This is a genomic window from Allomuricauda sp. CP2A, assembly GCF_001683915.1.
Lineage (GTDB): Bacteria > Bacteroidota > Bacteroidia > Flavobacteriales > Flavobacteriaceae > Flagellimonas.
This window is the reverse complement of record NZ_LXTT01000169.1, coordinates 1-18,207: the sequence shown is the minus strand read 5'-3', so window position 1 is coordinate 18,207 and position 18,207 is coordinate 1. Positions and strand designations below refer to the sequence as shown.

20 protein-coding genes are annotated in these 18,207 nt (G+C 38.3%); 19 read left to right on the top strand and 1 reads right to left on the bottom strand.

Features of this window, described 5'->3' with window-relative positions:
- Nucleotides 1-3 precede the first annotated feature (3 nt).
- Genes rfbA through A7D14_RS19160 form a run of 8 tightly spaced genes read left to right on the top strand, consistent with a single transcriptional unit; the run spans nucleotide 4 to nucleotide 5,892 of the window.
- Nucleotides 4-873 (top strand): glucose-1-phosphate thymidylyltransferase RfbA, encoded by an 870-nt coding sequence (gene rfbA / locus A7D14_RS19195; protein ID WP_067038071.1) that lies wholly within the window; start codon nucleotides 4-6, stop codon nucleotides 871-873.
- A complete protein-coding gene (gene rfbC, locus A7D14_RS19190) occupies nucleotides 873-1,427 on the top strand; it encodes a dTDP-4-dehydrorhamnose 3,5-epimerase (RefSeq protein ID WP_409552706.1) in 555 nt (184 codons plus the stop codon). Before rfbA ends, rfbC begins: the two co-directional genes overlap by 1 nt.
- Before the next feature lie 20 nt (nucleotides 1,428-1,447).
- Nucleotides 1,448-2,248 (top strand): 3'(2'),5'-bisphosphate nucleotidase CysQ, encoded by an 801-nt coding sequence (gene cysQ, locus A7D14_RS19185; RefSeq protein ID WP_083158171.1) that lies wholly within the window; start codon nucleotides 1,448-1,450, stop codon nucleotides 2,246-2,248.
- Nucleotides 2,249-2,683 (top strand): DUF2061 domain-containing protein, encoded by a 435-nt coding sequence (locus A7D14_RS19180; RefSeq protein ID WP_067038067.1) that lies wholly within the window; start codon nucleotides 2,249-2,251, stop codon nucleotides 2,681-2,683.
- On the top strand, nucleotides 2,665-3,255 hold the full coding sequence (gene cysC, locus A7D14_RS19175; RefSeq protein ID WP_067038065.1) for an adenylyl-sulfate kinase: 591 nt from the start codon (nucleotides 2,665-2,667) through the stop codon (nucleotides 3,253-3,255). Before A7D14_RS19180 ends, cysC begins: the two co-directional genes overlap by 19 nt.
- Entirely contained in the window at nucleotides 3,255-4,160 is a 906-nt protein-coding gene (gene cysD / locus A7D14_RS19170; protein ID WP_067038063.1) for a sulfate adenylyltransferase subunit CysD, read from the top strand. Before cysC ends, cysD begins: the two co-directional genes overlap by 1 nt.
- A gap of 8 nt (nucleotides 4,161-4,168) precedes the next feature.
- Entirely contained in the window at nucleotides 4,169-5,422 is a 1,254-nt protein-coding gene (gene cysN, locus A7D14_RS19165) for a sulfate adenylyltransferase subunit CysN (RefSeq protein ID WP_067038061.1), read from the top strand.
- A gap of 2 nt (nucleotides 5,423-5,424) precedes the next feature.
- Complete coding sequence (locus A7D14_RS19160; protein ID WP_067038059.1) at nucleotides 5,425-5,892, top strand: hypothetical protein; 468 nt, start codon at nucleotides 5,425-5,427, stop codon at nucleotides 5,890-5,892.
- Here A7D14_RS19160 and A7D14_RS20590 read toward each other — a convergent pair.
- A complete protein-coding gene (locus A7D14_RS20590) occupies nucleotides 5,889-6,041 on the bottom strand; it encodes a hypothetical protein (RefSeq protein WP_409552704.1) in 153 nt (50 codons plus the stop codon). The two genes, A7D14_RS19160 and A7D14_RS20590, sit on opposite strands and share 4 nt — an antisense overlap.
- A 399-nt stretch (nucleotides 6,042-6,440) precedes the next feature.
- On the opposite strand from A7D14_RS20590, the gene A7D14_RS19155 reads away from it, so the two are divergent.
- The 11 genes from A7D14_RS19155 (at nucleotide 6,441) to A7D14_RS19105 (ending at nucleotide 18,174) form a co-directional block, all read left to right on the top strand.
- Nucleotides 6,441-7,628, top strand: coding sequence for a UDP-N-acetylglucosamine 4,6-dehydratase (locus A7D14_RS19155; protein ID WP_067038057.1), 1,188 nt, complete (start codon nucleotides 6,441-6,443; stop codon nucleotides 7,626-7,628).
- Nucleotides 7,628-8,770 (top strand): LegC family aminotransferase, encoded by a 1,143-nt coding sequence (locus tag A7D14_RS19150; RefSeq protein ID WP_067038055.1) that lies wholly within the window; start codon nucleotides 7,628-7,630, stop codon nucleotides 8,768-8,770. The genes A7D14_RS19155 and A7D14_RS19150 overlap by 1 nt, the downstream gene beginning before the upstream one ends.
- A gap of 127 nt (nucleotides 8,771-8,897) precedes the next feature.
- Nucleotides 8,898-9,797 (top strand): methionyl-tRNA formyltransferase, encoded by a 900-nt coding sequence (locus tag A7D14_RS19145; RefSeq protein WP_141673449.1) that lies wholly within the window; start codon nucleotides 8,898-8,900, stop codon nucleotides 9,795-9,797.
- Nucleotides 9,797-10,798 (top strand): N-acetylneuraminate synthase, encoded by a 1,002-nt coding sequence (neuB, locus tag A7D14_RS19140; protein ID WP_067038053.1) that lies wholly within the window; start codon nucleotides 9,797-9,799, stop codon nucleotides 10,796-10,798. Before A7D14_RS19145 ends, neuB begins: the two co-directional genes overlap by 1 nt.
- Nucleotides 10,795-11,970 (top strand): UDP-N-acetylglucosamine 2-epimerase, encoded by a 1,176-nt coding sequence (gene neuC, locus A7D14_RS19135; protein WP_067038051.1) that lies wholly within the window; start codon nucleotides 10,795-10,797, stop codon nucleotides 11,968-11,970. Before neuB ends, neuC begins: the two co-directional genes overlap by 4 nt.
- Entirely contained in the window at nucleotides 11,957-13,003 is a 1,047-nt protein-coding gene (locus A7D14_RS19130; RefSeq protein WP_067038049.1) for a nucleotidyltransferase family protein, read from the top strand. Before neuC ends, A7D14_RS19130 begins: the two co-directional genes overlap by 14 nt.
- On the top strand, nucleotides 13,003-13,719 hold the full coding sequence (locus tag A7D14_RS19125) for a cytidylyltransferase domain-containing protein (RefSeq protein ID WP_067038047.1): 717 nt from the start codon (nucleotides 13,003-13,005) through the stop codon (nucleotides 13,717-13,719). The genes A7D14_RS19130 and A7D14_RS19125 overlap by 1 nt, the downstream gene beginning before the upstream one ends.
- On the top strand, nucleotides 13,716-14,633 hold the full coding sequence (locus tag A7D14_RS19120) for a Gfo/Idh/MocA family protein (protein ID WP_067038045.1): 918 nt from the start codon (nucleotides 13,716-13,718) through the stop codon (nucleotides 14,631-14,633). Before A7D14_RS19125 ends, A7D14_RS19120 begins: the two co-directional genes overlap by 4 nt.
- On the top strand, nucleotides 14,630-15,367 hold the full coding sequence (locus tag A7D14_RS19115; protein ID WP_067038043.1) for an SDR family oxidoreductase: 738 nt from the start codon (nucleotides 14,630-14,632) through the stop codon (nucleotides 15,365-15,367). The genes A7D14_RS19120 and A7D14_RS19115 overlap by 4 nt, the downstream gene beginning before the upstream one ends.
- A gap of 46 nt (nucleotides 15,368-15,413) precedes the next feature.
- Entirely contained in the window at nucleotides 15,414-16,763 is a 1,350-nt protein-coding gene (locus A7D14_RS19110) for a BNR-4 repeat-containing protein (RefSeq protein ID WP_176712454.1), read from the top strand.
- 34 nt (nucleotides 16,764-16,797) lie between these two features.
- Nucleotides 16,798-18,174 (top strand): hypothetical protein, encoded by a 1,377-nt coding sequence (locus A7D14_RS19105; protein ID WP_067038041.1) that lies wholly within the window; start codon nucleotides 16,798-16,800, stop codon nucleotides 18,172-18,174.
- Nucleotides 18,175-18,207 lie beyond the last annotated feature (33 nt).

The following is an 18,207-nucleotide window of genomic DNA, read 5'->3' as shown; positions in this document are numbered from 1 at the left end:
GCAATGAAAGGAATCATTTTGGCAGGAGGAACTGGCAGCAGACTGCACCCACTTACCCTATCGGTGAGCAAGCAGTTAATGCCCATTTACGACAAACCAATGATCTACTACCCATTGTCCACCTTAATGTATGCCGGCATTAAGGAGATATTGATTATTTCCACCCCTAAAGACCTTCCGCTTTTTAAAGAACTATTGGGAGATGGCAAAAAATTTGGCTGCTCTTTTTCCTATGCAGCTCAAGAGTCGCCCAACGGATTGGCCGAGGCCTTTATTATTGGCGCTGATTTCATCGGGAAAGATAAAGTGGCCCTTATTCTGGGCGACAATATTTTCTACGGAACAGGCTTGTCCAAACTACTACAAACCAATAGTGACCCTGATGGAGGGATAATTTATGCCTATAGGGTTAACGACCCGCACCGATATGGCGTGGTTGAGTTCAACAATGAGGGGAAAGCCATCAGTATTGAGGAAAAGCCAAAGGAGCCCAAAAGCAATTATGTGGTGCCGGGCATTTATTTTTATGACAATGAAGTTGTATCCATTGCAAAAAACATCAAACCAAGTGCGCGCGGAGAACTGGAAATCACGGATGTGAACAAGGCATATTTAAAAAAAGACAAGCTGAATGTCAGTATTTTGGACAGAGGCATGGCCTGGTTGGACACCGGAACATTCCAAGCCTTGATGCAAGCCTCACAATTTGTGGAGGTGCTGGAAGAGCGGCAAGGGATGATTATTGGTTCCATAGAATTGGCCGCCTATGAAATGGGGTATATTAGCAAAGAAAAATTTAAAGATTTGGCCCAGCCCTTAATGAAGAGTGGCTATGGAAAAAGATTGTTGGGTATATTGAACAAAGAGCTATGATCAAGGCAACAGAAACCAAACTAAAAGGATGCTTTGTTTTGGAGCCAAAGGTGTTTAAGGATGACCGGGGCTATTTTTTTGAAAGTTACAACCATAAGGATTTTTGTAAAGCTATAGGTGGTGAAGTGACTTTTGTCCAAGACAATATTTCCTATTCAAAAAAAGGGGTGCTCAGGGGGTTGCATTTCCAGAAAGGTGAACATGCCCAGGCCAAATTGATTTCGGTGTTACAGGGAAGAATTCAAGATGTTGTGGTAGATTTGCGGCAAGATTCCCCCACTTTTGGTCAGCACATTTCAATGGAATTGAGCGATGAAAGCAAGAAACAGTTGTTCATTCCTAGGGGAATGGCACATGGTTTTTTAACCTTGAGCGAGTCAGCCAAGGTTTTGTACAAATGTGATAATCATTATAATAAGCAAAGTGAGGGGGGTATAAGGTACAATGACCCGACCTTAAATATTGACTGGGGAGTAAATGAAAATGATGTATTGCTCTCAGAAAAAGATAACAGATTACCTAGTTTTAAAGAACTTCTATCCAAACCAATATAAAAAAATAAAACCTCACACTTTTGAATTTAGATCAGAACATTGAAATTGCCATTAAAGCATCCATCCATGCCGGAAAGGCCATCATGGAAATATATGCTTCCCCAGATTTTGAAACCGAGATAAAAGAAGATAATTCACCCTTGACCAAGGCCGACAAGGAATCCAACAAGGTCATTATGTCCTATCTTCAAAAGACCAACATTCCCATTATCAGTGAAGAAAACAAAATGCTGGACTATGCTGAAAGAAAAAATTGGAATGTATGTTGGTTGGTAGACCCTTTGGATGGCACAAAGGAGTTCATTAAAAGAAATGGGGAGTTCACCGTTAATATTGCCTTGATCATAGCAGGAACGCCAATTTTAGGGGTAATTTATGTGCCGGTGACCAAAGAGGTATACTATGCAAATGTTCAAGCTAAAGTAGCCTTTAAAGATGTTTTGAACAACACAGAGGAAACCAACACCCTTTTTTCAGAAGAAAGCCAATTGCGTTTAAGTGGAAATCAGAACAAAGAACTTATTAAAGTGGTTGGCAGTCGATCACATATGAACGAGCAAACGGAAAAATTTATTGAGGATTTGAAACAGAAACACGATCAAGTGGAAATTGTTTCCAAGGGGAGCTCATTAAAATTCTGTCTTGTGGCCGAAGGAAAGGCAGACGTTTACCCAAGAATAGCCCCAACCATGGAATGGGACACAGGGGCAGGCCATGCCATCTGCAAAGCAGTAGGCCTAAAAGTAACCCAATGGGGATCAGACAACGAGCTATCTTATAACAAGGAAAATTTGTTGAACCCCTATTTCTTGGTTCACTAGATGGCGAAAGAGGTATCCTATAAAAGGCATTTGGCGAAGACCATAACCTGGCGGTTGGTGGGCACTTTGGATACCATCCTTTTGTCTTGGGCCATTACCGGAAACCCTTTTACGGGATTAAAGATCGGTTTTGCTGAGGTCATTACCAAGATGACCCTGTATTACTTCCATGAAAGGGTGTGGATAAAAATAGGAATAGGAGACAGTAGACGCAGGCATATTTTAAAAGCTATTACGTGGAGGGTTCTGGGAACATTGGACACCATCGTATTATCTTGGATCATATCAGGAAATCCGTTTACCGGATTGAAAATTGGTTTTGCCGAAGTCATCACCAAAATGATCTTGTATTACTACCACGAAAGAGCGTGGTATAGAATTAATTACGGATTGGATAAAAGAAATCGAGCAAAGAAATGGAAGAGAACATCATAAGGCATGACTATAAAATTGGAGTGAAAGAAAGAAGAAAGGCCAATGGCCATAACTCTTTCTTGATTTTTTTTACCGGATTGTCCGGTTCTGGAAAATCCACCATTGCCAATGGCCTTGAACAAAAGTTGGTTGAAGAAAACATAAAAACCTATACACTTGATGGGGACAATGTTAGAAAGGGGATCAATAAAGACTTGACATTTTCCCCTGAAGACCGATCAGAGAACAACAGAAGAATTGGTGAAGTGGCCCATTTATTTGTGGATGCGGGGCTCGTGGTCCTGGCCGCATTCGTGGCACCCTTTGAAAAGGACCGAAACCAAATCAAAGAGACCGTCGGTGAAGAAAACTATGTGGAGGTTTTTGTCAACACCAGTTTGGAAGAATGTGAGAACAGAGACGTTAAAGGGCTGTACAAAAAAGCAAGAAAAGGTGAAATAAAGGATATGACCGGGATTTCAAGTCCATATGAAGTACCTTTGCGGCCAGATATTGTTCTTACGGAAAAAGAATCTGTTGAAGAAGCAGTGAACAAAATATATGAATTGATTCGACCCAAATTACAATTGTAATGAGTAAGTATTATTTGAACTATTTAGACGAGCTGGAGTCCGAGGCCATTTTTGTGCTGAGGGAAGTTTGGGCTCAATTTCAAAACCCTGTGATCCTGTTTTCGGGGGGTAAAGATTCCATTGTGGTGACCCACTTGGCCCAAAAAGCATTTTATCCCAGTAAAATACCTTTTGCTTTGATGCATGTGGACACTGGGCACAATTTTCCCGAAACCATAAAGTTTAGGGACGACCTTATTGAGAACTTGGGTGTTCGGCTCATTGTTGGATCGGTACAAGAATCCATAGACAAAGGAAGAGTGGCCGAGGAAAAGGGCAAGAACGCTACAAGAAACGCCCTTCAAATAACAACATTGTTGGATGCCATTGAATCCAATAAAGTGGATTGTGCCATTGGTGGCGGTAGAAGAGACGAGGAAAAGGCCCGTGCCAAGGAACGTTTCTTTTCGCACAGGGATGATTTTGGCCAATGGGATCCCAAGAACCAGCGCCCCGAATTGTGGAACCTTTTTAATGGAAAACATTTTGAAGGGGAGCATTTCCGGGTTTTCCCGATCAGTAACTGGACAGAAATGGATGTGTGGAACTATATCAATCGAGAGAATATTCAGATTCCATCCCTATATTTTGCCCACGAACGGGAAGTGGTTTGGAGGAGCAACTCATGGATTCCCAATTCCGAGTTCTTGAAACTTGACGAAGGTGAAGAAGTGGTGACCAAAAAAATACGGTTCAGGACGCTTGGCGACATCACCATAACCGGCGGAATAGAATCAGATGCAGATACCCTTGAAAAAATAGCGCAAGAGGTATCGGCCATGAGACAAACGGAACGAGGAAACCGCAGTGACGACAAACGCTCGGAAACTGCAATGGAAGACAGAAAAAAACAAGGATATTTTTAGGAAAAGATATGTTGGACAACAATCAACTTTTACGATTTACCACAGCAGGAAGTGTGGATGACGGGAAAAGCACCCTCATTGGAAGACTGCTATACGATTCCAAGTCAATTTTTGAAGATCAATTGGAGGCTATTGAAACCACCAGCAAAAAGAAAGGCCACGAAGGTGTGGATTTGGCGCTTTTCACAGACGGTCTTCGCGATGAAAGGGAACAAGGCATCACCATTGATGTGGCCTATCGTTACTTCACAACGCCGAAAAGAAAGTTCATTATTGCAGATACCCCCGGGCACATACAATATACCCGAAACATGGTCACTGGAGCATCAACGGCCAATGCGGCCATTATTTTGGTCGATGCCAGACACGGCGTCATTGAACAGACCAAAAGGCATGCCTTCATCGCATCGTTGCTTCAAATTCCCCATGTAATCGTTTGTATCAACAAAATGGATTTGGTGGACTTTTCAGAAGAGGCCTATAACAAAGTGATATCCCAATTTGAGGAGTTTTCATCCAAACTACTTGTAACAGATGTGCGGTTTATTCCGATAAGCGCTCTGTTGGGAGACAATGTGGTAAACCGATCCGAAAACATGGACTGGTACCAAGGCGCCCCTCTTTTGCACACCTTGGAAACCATGCACATTAGCAGCGACACCAACAAAGTGGATGCCAGATTCCCCGTGCAGACCGTTTTAAGGCCCCAAAGTGATGAATTCAGGGATTATCGTGGTTATGCAGGACGGATGGCAAGTGGTGTGCTGAGAAAAGGTGATGAAGTTACAGTAATGCCTTCTGGCTTTATATCAAAAATCAAGTCCATTGATACGTTTTCAGGTGAAGTTGAAGAAGCATTCGCACCCATGTCCGTGTCCATTACCCTGGAGGATGATATTGATGTCAGCAGAGGGGATATGATCGTTCGCTCGAATAACAAACCGGAGGCACAACAGGACATTGAAGTGATGCTTTGTTGGTTGAACAACAGTCCGGCAAAACCAAGGGCAAAGTATACCATTAAACACACCTCGAACGAGCAGAAGGCGATGATAACGGAGGTATTGTATAAAATAGATATCAACACCTTGAATCGGAGTTCCGATGATACTGAGATGTCCATGAACGACATCTGCAAGGTGCGTATCAGAACCACAAAACCATTGATGATAGACCCTTACCGTGAGAACAGGACCACAGGAAGTATTATTTTGGTTGATGATGCTACCAACGAGACAGTGGCAGCGGGAATGGTGGTTTAACTTTGAAACAGAAAAGGCTAATATATATACTGGGGGCTGGTAGAAGCGGAACCACCATATTGGATATTGTCTTGGGCAATTGTTCAGGGGCAATTAGCCTGGGCGAAATAAACCGCTTTTTCAAAAGAGATGGAATAGCACCCATAAGAAAAGAAGGTAGCAAGGTCGATACACTTTGGAAAGGCATAAAAACCACGTTTGACAAAAAATCGAGCGAGGATTATGCAAAGTTGAATAAGGTTTTCAATAAAAATGAATACCACACCAATTTTGCAAGAATCTATTTGTTTGGTGCGGACGATTTTTATCAAGAAACATTGGTGAAGCAATATCAATCCATTGTTGAGCATACAAATGACAAAAAAGTTCTTATAGAGTCATCTAAATATCCGGCCAGGGCATTAAATATTTCAAGCACTTTAAGTGATGATTTTGATATTGGGTACATTTATCAAAAAAAGACCTATTAACCTTTAGCTGATACTCCCGGCACTATAATTTTGTATTTATCAAACCTAAACGCGGAAGCATTTTCTCTTACAAATCGCACTGCTGATTTCGCATCTTTTAGGGCTTCGAGGGGAGCGGCTTTGTTTTTTGATCCTGGTCTATAATTGATCAGAAAGCCACTCCACTTCTATTTGCAAAATACTTTGTGGGATTAATAAATTGAGACTTTCTACTATTTCTCTAGCTGCCGTCAAAAAAGAAAATACTACTTCCCAAATATATTTTCAGAATATATATCCAACATTTGTAACGCTCCCAAGTCAATTTCTTTAAATGTAGTTCTTTCATATGAAATATTTTTTGAGCAAAAGAATTACATACACCAAACAATCAAGCTAAAAATGATACAACTAGAATTTTTTAAGGGATAAACCAGTTGACACCTAATGTTAAGTGTTTAGGTTTAAATTTTACAAAAAAGACTGGACAAAGGCTAAATGAATTACGTTGGAACACCGTTATTTAATGTTTAATTCAGATTTTTGCATTCATAAAAATGTAATCAATAATGGAAATACTGAGTTTAATAGGTAGAAGCAAAGAACTTTTCTTTAATGATGTTAAAAAGCAAGAAGAAGAATTAGGTCAAATTGTTTCTTCTTCATCTTTTCTAGTAATAGGCGGAGCGGGTTCTATAGGACAGGCAACAGTAAAAGAAATCTTTAAGAGAGGTCCCAAGAAGCTGCATGTTGTTGACATTAGTGAGAACAACTTGGTGGAATTGGTTAGAGATATTAGAAGCTCATATGGATATATAGAAGGAGATTTTAGAACATTTGCCTTGGATATCTCATCAGAAGAGTACGACATGTTTATTGAAAATGACGGAAAGTACGACTATGTTTTAAATTTGTCCGCATTAAAACATGTTAGGAGTGAGAAAGATCCATACACATTAATGAGGATGATCAATGTCAATATTCTCAACACAGAAAAAACCCTAAAGCAAGCCATAACAAAGAAAGCAAAAAAATATTTCTGTGTTTCAACCGATAAGGCAGCAAACCCGGTTAACATGATGGGGGCTTCTAAGAGAATTATGGAAATGTTCTTGATGCGAAGGAGCGAGCAAATCAAAATATCAACTGCAAGGTTTGCCAATGTTGCTTTCTCTGATGGCTCATTGCTTCATGGTTTTGATCAACGTATTAAAAAGCAACAGCCTATTGTTGCTCCGAATGATGTAAAAAGATATTTTGTGACCCCTAAAGAATCTGGTGAGTTATGCTTGATGTCTTGTATATTTGGTGAAAACAGAGATATATTTTTCCCTAAGCTCAGTGAGGAACTTCATTTAATTACGTTTTCCGATATTGCAATTAAATACCTGAAAAGCCTCGGCTACGAGGCATTTATATGCAAGAGTGAGGACGAGGCAAGAGAGCTTGTTGAAAAGCTTCCAGAGAAGGGAAAATGGCCATGTTTGTTCGTGTCAAGTGACACGACTGGTGAAAAAGACTTTGAAGAATTTTTCACCTCAAAAGAAACTTTGGATCTTGCAAGATTTGAGAACTTAGGAATAATTAAGAACGAAGCAGCATATAGAGAGGAAGAACTCAATTTTTTCACCAAACAGATCCAAAAAATAAAAGCACAAAAAAAATGGGGCAAACAGGAAATCGTGGATTTATTTAGGGAGATGATTCCTGATTTTGACCATTTGGAGACCGGAAAATATCTCGATAACAAAATGTAATGGGAAAATATGATGATGTAATAACCCACATTAGGGAGCTGTACAAAGGAAAAGAATTTGTTCCACTCCACGAACCTAGATTTTTGGGAAATGAAAAAAAGTACGTTGATGAGTGTATTGACTCTACCTTTGTTTCAAGCGTAGGTACCTTTGTAGATAATTTTGAAAGACAAATTGCTGAGTTCACCGGGGCAAAATATGCTATTGCAACTGTAAATGGCACAGCAGCTCTTCATATAGCTTTAATGCTGTCCGGAGTCTCAATGGATGATGAGGTCATAACCCAACCACTCACATTTATTGCCACATGCAATGCAATAAGTTATATTGGGGCTCATCCCATTTTTGTGGATGTAGATAAAAATTCCCTCGGCCTTTCTGCTGAAAAGCTCGAGGATTTTTTGCGCAAAAACACAGAGATACGAAAAAAAGAATGCTTTAATAAGCACACCAAAAGGCGGATTAAAGCTGTGGTACCAATGCATACATTTGGGTTTTCTGCAGATATTGAAGCACTAGTAAAAGTATGCGAAAAGTATAACCTACCTTTGGTTGAAGATGCCGCAGAATCGCTTGGCAGTTATTATAAGGACAAACACACTGGGACTTTTGGCCTGTTTGGAGCATTTAGTTTCAATGGAAATAAGATAATAACAACCGGCGGTGGCGGAATGATTGTTACAGATAATGAGGACTTGGCAAAAAAAGCAAAGCACATTACCACTACAGCAAAAGTAAACCACCCTTGGGAATATAATCATGATATGATTGGGTATAATTATAGAATGCCCAATATCAATGCAGCTTTAGGATGCGCACAAATAGAGGCTTTACCAGAATTTTTAATGAGAAAACGACAGCTGGCCATGGATTATAAGTCCTTTTTTGAGGATAAGCCCATGGAGTTTTTACAAGGTTCAAAAGAATCTGTATCGAACCATTGGTTAAATGCTGTTGTTCTTAAGTCATTGGAAGACCGCAATGTGTTCTTGCAAGAGACCAACAACCAAGGAATCATGACCAGACCAATATGGAAATTGATGAGCAGGGTGAAAATGTTTGAAAATGCCCAAAAGGCCAATCTGGATAATGCAGAATGGTTGGAAGATAGGGTGGTAAATATACCAAGCAGCGTTAGATAGGGCTTTATGATATATCATAAACATATATACGGATTTCAACAAAACAGAAACAAGTTGTTGTAAACATATTAGAGGATAATATTGACCATTAAGAATTAGGAGGTCATAGAACAATATAATTGTATTAATGAAAAAGCTTAAAATCGGATATTTTGCTGATGGACCATGGTCACATTTGGCATTTGAGAAAATGATAGAAAGTAATCTATTGGAAATTGCTTTTATTACTCCAAGATTTGACACCAGTGACAACCAGTTAAAAGAATATTCAAAAAAATATGGGATAGATTATTTGCTTACACCAAATGTAAATTCAGATGAGTATATTCAAAAAGTTACGTCCTATGGTTGTGACTTATTTGTTTCGATGAGCTTTAATCAAATATTTAGAAATAGAATAATCACCCTCCCCAAATACACTACAATAAACTGTCATGCGGGCAAATTGCCATTTTATAGAGGGCGAAATATTCTAAATTGGGCCTTAATTAATGATGAAAATGAATTTGGCATTACGGTACATTTTGTTGACCAAGGAATAGATACTGGAGATATTATTTTACAAAAAACCTACCCCATAACTGATAAGGACACATATAAAACATTATTGGAGATAGCCCATAAGGAATGCGCAGAAATTTTGTTCGAAGCAGTAATGAAGTTTCAAAATGGACCAGTAGAGGGTATAAAGCAGGAAACAATTCACCCCATTGGTATGTATTGTGGAATTCGAACTGTAGGAGATGAGTTGATAGATTGGAATCAAACCTCAAGAGAATTGTTCAATTTTGTTAGGGCCATTTGTAGACCAGGCCCTATCGCTAGAACTTTTTTGGATGCAGACGAAATTAAAATCAATAGAGTTGCACTCGTGCCAAATGCGCCAAATTATAAAGGTAAACCAGGGCAGATATTATGTAAGACCCAAGAAGGCACCTTCCTTGTAAAAACAAAGGATTCATTCATTGAGGTATTGGAGTATGAAGGCAAACTTCGGGTTGGCAAAAAATTGAAATCGAATAATTAATGGAAAAAACAATCATAATAGCAGAAGCAGGCGTTAACCATAACGGTGAAATTGAAATCGCAAAAAAATTGATTGATGTAGCCTCAGATGCCGGGGTCGATTATGTAAAGTTCCAGACTTTCAAGGCAACAAGTTTAGCCAGCAAGAATGCAGAAAAAGCAATTTATCAAAAGGAGAACACCAATGATGAATCAGAATCCCAACTCTCCATGCTCAAGAAACTTGAATTGACCGAGAGCATGCACTTTGAACTCATTGATTACTCTAAGAAAAAAGGAACAAATTTTCTGTCCACTGGATTCGACCAGGAGAGCATCGATTTTCTTGATGGTTTGGGGATGGAGTTCTTTAAGATTCCTTCAGGTGAAATAACGAACTTGCCATATCTGAGAAAAATAGGAGGATTGGGCAAACCAATTATAATATCAACCGGAATGGCAGACTTAATGGAAATATCCAATGCACTGAAGGTACTTGAAGATGCTGGCGCAAATAAATCGGATATAACGGTGCTACACTGTAATACAGAATACCCAACACCAATGCAAGATGTCAATCTTATGGCAATGACTACAATAGCCAATGCATTAAAGGTTTCGGTAGGGTATTCGGACCATACATTGGGAATCGAAGTTCCAATTGCCGCCGTTGCTCTTGGAGCCAAAGTCATAGAAAAACATTTTACATTGGATCGGAATATGAAGGGGCCAGACCATAGAGCTTCACTAGAACCTAGCGAACTCAAGGCAATGGTGAAATCCATTCGAAACATAGAACGAGCAATTGGGAATGGGGAAAAGAAACCAAGTCCTAGTGAACTAAAGAATAAAATTGTTGCAAGAAAGAGCATTGTTGCAATGAAAGCCATTAAAAAGGGAGAGGTGTTCACCGACGAAAATCTTACTGTAAAAAGACCAGGCAGTGGTATCTCACCAATGAAATGGGATGAAATTATAGGGACCACAGCAGCCAAGAACTACAATGAGGACGATCTAATATGAAGAGAGTGGCCATTGTAACAGGAACAAGAGCAGAATATGGACTTTTAAGGCCGTTGATTTTTGCGATTAGGGAAGACATAAAGTTTGAGCTTAAACTGCTTGTTACCGGGATGCACCTTATGCCCGAATTTGGGAATACATATAAAGAAATTGAAGCAGATGGTTTAGTTATTGACGTTAAAATAGAGGATGGCCTTGATGGGGATTCCGCTAAATCCATAGCCAAATCTATGGGAAGGGCACTAATACAATATGCGGATGTGTTTGATGAGATGAAGCCAGATATAGTTATTGTTCTAGGGGACCGCACCGAAATTTTGGCTGCTGTGACAGCAGCCATGGTAGCATCGATTCCAATTGCACACATACACGGAGGAGAAACCACAGAAGGGGCATATGATGAGTTTATAAGACATGCAATAACCAAAATGAGTCATTTTCATTTTACCTCAACAGAAAGCTACAAAAAGAGAATAATTCAAATGGGGGAACACCCTTCTCGGGTTTTTAATGTCGGTGCAATTGGCATTGATAGTATAAAAAAGCTGAAACTCCTATCAAAAAAACAAATAGAGGATTATATTGGAGTAAAATTCAATAAAAAGTCAGTAGTTGTTACCTTTCACCCAGTTACTTTGGAAAACTTTACAGCAGAACAGCAATTCAGAGATCTTTTGTTGGCATTGGATGAAATATCGGATTGCACCTTAATCTTTACAAAGGCAAATTCTGACAAGGGAGGAAGAATCATCAATCAAATGATTGATGATTTTGTAAACAAAAATAAGCACAAAGCAGTAGGCTTCGCATCACTGGGTCAACTCCGTTATTTGTCAACCCTTCAGCATGTGGATTTTGTAATCGGTAATTCTTCAAGTGGAGTTTTGGAGGTTCCATATTTTAAGATACCTACCATAAATATCGGTGATCGTCAAAAAGGTAGATTAATGCCTGAAAGTGTAATCAATTGTACACCAACCTACAATGAAATATCCAAGGCTATTGAAATGGCCCAAGACAACGAATTTTTATCAAGAATTACAACACAGGAAAACATATATGGCGATGGAGAGGCAACCTCGAAAATTATGAATACATTGAGAAAAATTGATTTCAGTGTTGTCCAGAAGCAATTTTACGATCTTAAAAACAGTACAATTGAGAGAATATAAAGACCATCTTATCCTATCAGGAAGCAAGATCAAGGAAGCTTTGGTCAGACTGGACGTACTTGCCAGCGACGCCATACTTTTTGTAGTTGGCGCGAATGAAAAATTAATAGGTTCGTTGACGGACGGAGATATTAGACGGGGGTTGATCCGGGGCATTTCAATAGAAGATCCAGTGGATTCAGTAATCCAACCCAACCCTAGATTTGTTAAAAAAGGGGAGCAGAACATTAAGGAAATTATAGAATACCGTGAAAAAAACTTAAAGATACTTCCAGTACTTAATGGTGAGAGCCAAATAGTGAACATAATCAATTTTAGACGCTTAAGGTCTTATTTGCCTATAGATGCCGTTATAATGGCAGGTGGCCGTGGGAGCAGGCTTAGACCACTTACAGATGATATTCCCAAACCTTTGCTAAGGGTTGGGGAAAAACCCATCATTGAACACAATCTTGAGAGGCTGGCCCTGTATGGCATTGATGATTTTTGGATATCCTTGAAATATTTAGGTGAACAGATTCAGGAATATTTTGGAAATGGCAAAGAACGCAACATTAGGATTGACTATGTCTGGGAAGAGAAACCTTTGGGAACCATAGGGGCAGTATCAAAAATTGAAAACTTTGAACACGATTACATTTTGTTGACCAATTCTGATATACTGACCAATTTGGACTACGAACATTTCTTTTTGGATTTTTTGGACAAGGATGCTGACTTATCTGTTGTAACTATACCATATCTTGTGGATATACCCTATGGTGTGCTTGAAACCAGTAATGGTCATGTTATAAATCTCCGCGAAAAACCAACCTACACTTACTACTCAAATGGGGGCATTTACTTAATTAAAAAGTCGGCACTCCAATACTTGCCAAAAGAAAAATTCTATAATGCAACAGATTTAATGGAAACACTTTTACAGCAAAAAAAGAAGGTGATATCTTATCCACTATCAGGGTATTGGCTTGATATTGGAAAGCCCGAGGACTTTAAGAAAGCTCAGATTGACATAAAACAAATTCAATTTTAATGAGCATTTTGATTACTATTTGTGGAAGGGGAGGTTCTAAAGGAATACCGGGAAAGAACATAAGAGAAATTTGTGGGAAACCATTGATTGCATATACCATAAAACACGCAAAAAAAATTATGGAAACATTTGAAAACACAGATATATCTCTATCCACTGATGATTTCAAAATCAAATCAGTAGCCGAAATGTATGGTCTACACACTAAGTATGTTAGACCAGAAACTTTGGCTGGAGACACAGTTGGAAAGATAGATGTTTTAAGGGATGTGCTTTTATATGAAGAAGAATCTCGAAACAAAAAGTATGATTTCCTTCTAGACTTGGACATTACATCACCCTTAAGAACAATTTTTGACATTACTGAGGCCATGGACAAACTGATGGAAAAGAAAGAAGCATATAATATCTTTTCGGTTTCTAGGCCTCATAAAAACCCATATTTTAATGTTGTTGAACAAAGTGATGATGGGTATTGCAGTTTGGTAAAACATAGCAATAGTCTTTCCAGACAAACAGCACCTAAGGTTTATGACATGAATGCATCCTTTTATATATACAGAAGAAGTTTTTTTGATGCAGGTTTTGGCGCTGCTGTTACCAATAAAAGTCTTTTTTATTTAATGGAACATATTTGTTTTGATCTGGACGAGCCTCTTGATTTTGATTTTCTCGAGTATCTAATAACTGAAGGAAAATTAGACATTGAACTATGAAGGTGCTCATAGTAGGATTTGGATCAATTGCCAAAAAGCATGTCTATGTCTTAAGGGAAATTGATCCTAAAGTTGAAATTTTCGCCTTGCGGTCTTCAAAAAAAGCAGGCCATAATCCAGGGATAAGAAATTTATTTGATTGGGACAAATTAAAGGAGCATAAATTCCACTTTATTATTATTGCGAGTCCATCTTCACTGCATTTGGAACATATAATCAAACTGGCAGAACTGGGAAAGCCTATTATGATAGAAAAGCCAATGTTGATTAATAGAGATCAAATATCAACCTTTGAGAATATGGGTAAATTGAATGTTCCGATGTATGTGGCGTGCAATTTTAGGTTTCACCCAGCTATTATTTTTCTTAAAAAACATTTGGAAATGGACAAATCAAAAGTGAATGAGGTGAATGCATATTGTGGATCGTACTTACCTAATTGGAGACCAAGCATGGATTATAGGATGGTTTATAGTTCAAGGGCAGATATGGGAGGTGGGGTGCATATTGATTTGATTCACGAACCCGATTATCTAATTTATTTGTTTGGCATGCCAAACAACTCTAAAATCAACAACAGGAAGGTTTCCAATTTGGAAATATCGAGTATTGATTCTTCAAACATCTTATTTCAATATGAAGGTTTTCAAGCGCAAATTGTACTGAATTATTATAGAAAGGATCCCAAAAGAACTTTAGAGATTGTTAGGGAAAAAGACACACTATTTGTAGATTTTCTACAAAGTAAAGTATATGATATCTGTAATAACAAACTATTGTTCGAAGAACAGAATCCATCCATTTTTTCATCATATAAGGAACAATTATTGTATTTTCTAAATTGCCTTGACAATGGGATTCAACCCATGAATTCTCCTTCTGAGGCTATAGAGGTTTTAAAGTATATTTTATGATATTATCAAACAAAGTAATATTGGTAACAGGAGGCAGTGGGTTAATTGGTAAGGCAATCATGGAGGATATCCAAAGTAAAGGTGGCATAGCATTAAATCTTGATATCGGTGTGGACACTGATTTAAAACTGAACACTATTCATTTTGATATCACTTCGGACGAATCTATCTTACAAACACTTGATATTGTTGTTCATCAATACGGGAGAATAGATGGGTTGGTAAACAATGCATATCCAAGAACGAAAGACTGGAGCGCCCCTTTTGAAAACATCCCAAACGAGTCTTTTAGTAAAAATGTCGATATGCAGTTGAGCAGGATTTTTGCCCTTTCCAAACCAGTACTTAAGATAATGAAAGAACAGGGGCATGGAGCCATTGTCAACATAGCTTCAATATATGGCATTGTTGGAAATGATTTTACTGTTTATGAAAACACAAATTTGTTTCCTCCTGCAGCATACACTGCCATTAAAGGGGGCTTGATAAATTTCAGTCGATATGTTGCATCCTATTTTGGCAAATTCAATGTACGTTCCAATTGTGTTTCCCCTGGCGGAATTTTTGACTATCAAAACGAAAGGTTTGTGGAGCAATATGAACATAAAGTTCCCTTAAAAAGAATGGGAAATCCGGATGATATTGCACCTGCGGTATCTTTTTTACTTTCAGATGGAGCAAAATATATAACAGGTCAGAACCTTGCAGTTGATGGAGGTTGGACGGCCATTTGAAGCAATAATTACTGAACAGACAATATTGTTTGAAAAAATGAGAAAAATGGGATTAATCTTTTTGAGTGTTGTGGGGTGCTGTATGGCACAATCTAAAACAACATCCCCAACCCTTAAACCAATTCTTTTATCCACCGACGGATCCTCCAGAGCAACAGCTTATATAGATTCCAACAAGATTGCAGAGACTGAAAATTTTGTTTTTGTTACGTATTTGGATTTTGAAAATGGGGAGTACCTCATTAAAGTCAAAAGATTTGACAAAGAAGAAGGAAAATGGTCCAAACCAACTGCCATTGACAAGGTTGAAGATAATCATGGGGGCGGATCCATTGTTGTGGATAGTAAAGGATATCTGCACATAGCATATGGTCCACATATTGGCCCATTTTACTATAGAAGTTCCACTGAGAAAGAGCAGATAGATTCATGGGAAGAAAGAATTTCAGTTGGAAGTAACATGACCTACCCCTCCCTTGTAATTTCCAAAGAAGACAAACTATACCTGTTGGGTAGGCATAGCATTAGCAGAGGTCCTTGGGGGCTATACCTCTTTACAAAGGAAAAAGGAAAAGACTGGTCTAATGGCCAGGAACTGGTAAGATCAAATTATATTTTCTGGAAGGATTTTTATACCGCGGACAACCCTAAAAACCTTACTATTAAGAATGGCTATACCAGATGGAATAAATCCATCGCTTTGGCTAATGATGGGACTATCCATATCTCCTTTAAAAACTATGAGATGCTTCCCAGAAATTACAAATTGGAATTTACGGACAAAAGAAACGGGGGGTCTTATTTTGTCAGCCATATTTATTCAAAAGATGATGGAGAGACATGGTACTCTGGAAACAAGAATATTCCAACTCCGGCTTATCCAAAGGATTTGGAGATTATTTCTGGAGGTTTGGACATTAAAAGGGTCAAGGCAAACCATGGGATCAGTAACATCGTCTTAAAGAATGGAATAGACCCGTATTTTGTGTTTTCAAAGGAAGAAATGTTCAATTCTGGACTTTTTCTGGCCTATATGGCAAGCGGCCAATGGCATACTACTCAGATAACAAAAGATGCCGATTTAAACGCTGTTTACTATTGCCCCGCCTCTATTACTTTTAACGATAAAGGGGAACTATGGGTTGCGGCCACAAGCATTGAAAAAGAGAAATACAACCGAAATGAGTTGTGGGGAACAGAGCAGAAACACTCTTTTGTCACCGTTTTCAAAATATCCCAGGACCACAATATAGACACTGTATTGGTTCCAAAAGTGCCCCGCCCAAATTGGCTTCCTTCAATCAGCCATTTTACAGGGCCAAAACCAAAGCTTCTTTTGACGCAGGGGGAAAGCACATCAGACAAAACCAAGGTATATTACCTTGAAATGGAATGAAGTTTATGCTTTAATTAAAAAAAGAGTTTAGGAATTGTTCGAAGAAATTGAAAATAATGTTGCTGTTGAAAAGATTGGCCATAAAGGGGTTTCAATTTGGCCTATCATAAAGAGTTACGGAATTGAATTCGTAGATGAGATGAAAGTCGTTAAAACGGCAAATCTCTCTAATATAAGGATATTGTTGAAAAGCCTTGCGGCAGACCTTATATCCTTATCTAAACTCAAGAAATCACCTTATTGGGTATTTACCAATTCTGAAAGAAGGTATTACATTAATGATTTGTCCTTTGATAGGGTTACCACCGGATTGATAAAATATATAGATAACTATGTGCTTTTTGAAAACCCAATTCCTAAAGGGAGGACAAAACAAAACAAATTGCATCAAGGAGAACATTTGGTAGGGATGTCCTGGATTTTTTTACTTCAGTTCCTTACCATTAAGTTAACAAGACCCCCAAAAATTGAAAATCTGCATCTGTTGGAAGAATATCTGGGTGAAGATATGTCAATGATCAAAAAGGTTTATCACAGAATTTATGCGGGAAGTTTCATATATGGAGCCTTAATGCGAATGCTTAAACCCAAGGCAATTTTCGTAGTTTGCTACTATTCTCAATTTGAGCTGATAAGCGCGGCAAAAAAATACAATATTCCAGTAATAGAGCTTCAACACGGCTTGATCACAGAAGGACATAGAGCTTATTTTTTTAAGGCAAAACAGTCTAAAAAGTTAATGCCCGATTTTTTTCTGAGTTATGGTAAATATTTCAGCAATATTGTTTCGCAAGGCCATTTAGTGGGGCCAAACCATGTTTTGGATTATGGATATTCCTTTTTGGAAGAAGTAGGTAAACATCTAACCATCTCACCAAAATTGAGTGGTTTAAAGGAACAATATGGGACCTTGGTCTGTGTTACGGGGCAGTTGGAGACAACGGATACCGAGCTGTTAAGAATGATCAAGAAGGTGAGCAATGAGATTCCCAACATATGCTTTTTGTTTAAGCCTCGCCTTTTAAACTCATTCTCCCATATAGATCGACCTATAAATTTATTGATTGCGGAAGACATTAACACATATGAACTTTTAAAGTTTTGTGATGTGCATATTACTGTTTATTCAACTTGTGCCTTGGAAAGCTTAGCTTTGGGAACTCCCAATGTGTCAATAGATATCAAAGGATACTATTCAAAATATATGGAGCATCTTTTAGGAGATAACCCTTATAATTATGAAGTGAGGACTTTTGAGGATTTGAGGAAAACACTACAAAATTTACAGGAAAAGACCTTTGAAAAGGAAATAATCCAAAAATCTATAGGTCACATATTTTCACCTATGGTACCACCCAAAACGTTCCATGGTTTTTTTCAAAAAATAATGAAAGAGATATCTCAGCAATAAAAAAAGGCTTTTCAATTTGCTAAATCCAAGTAC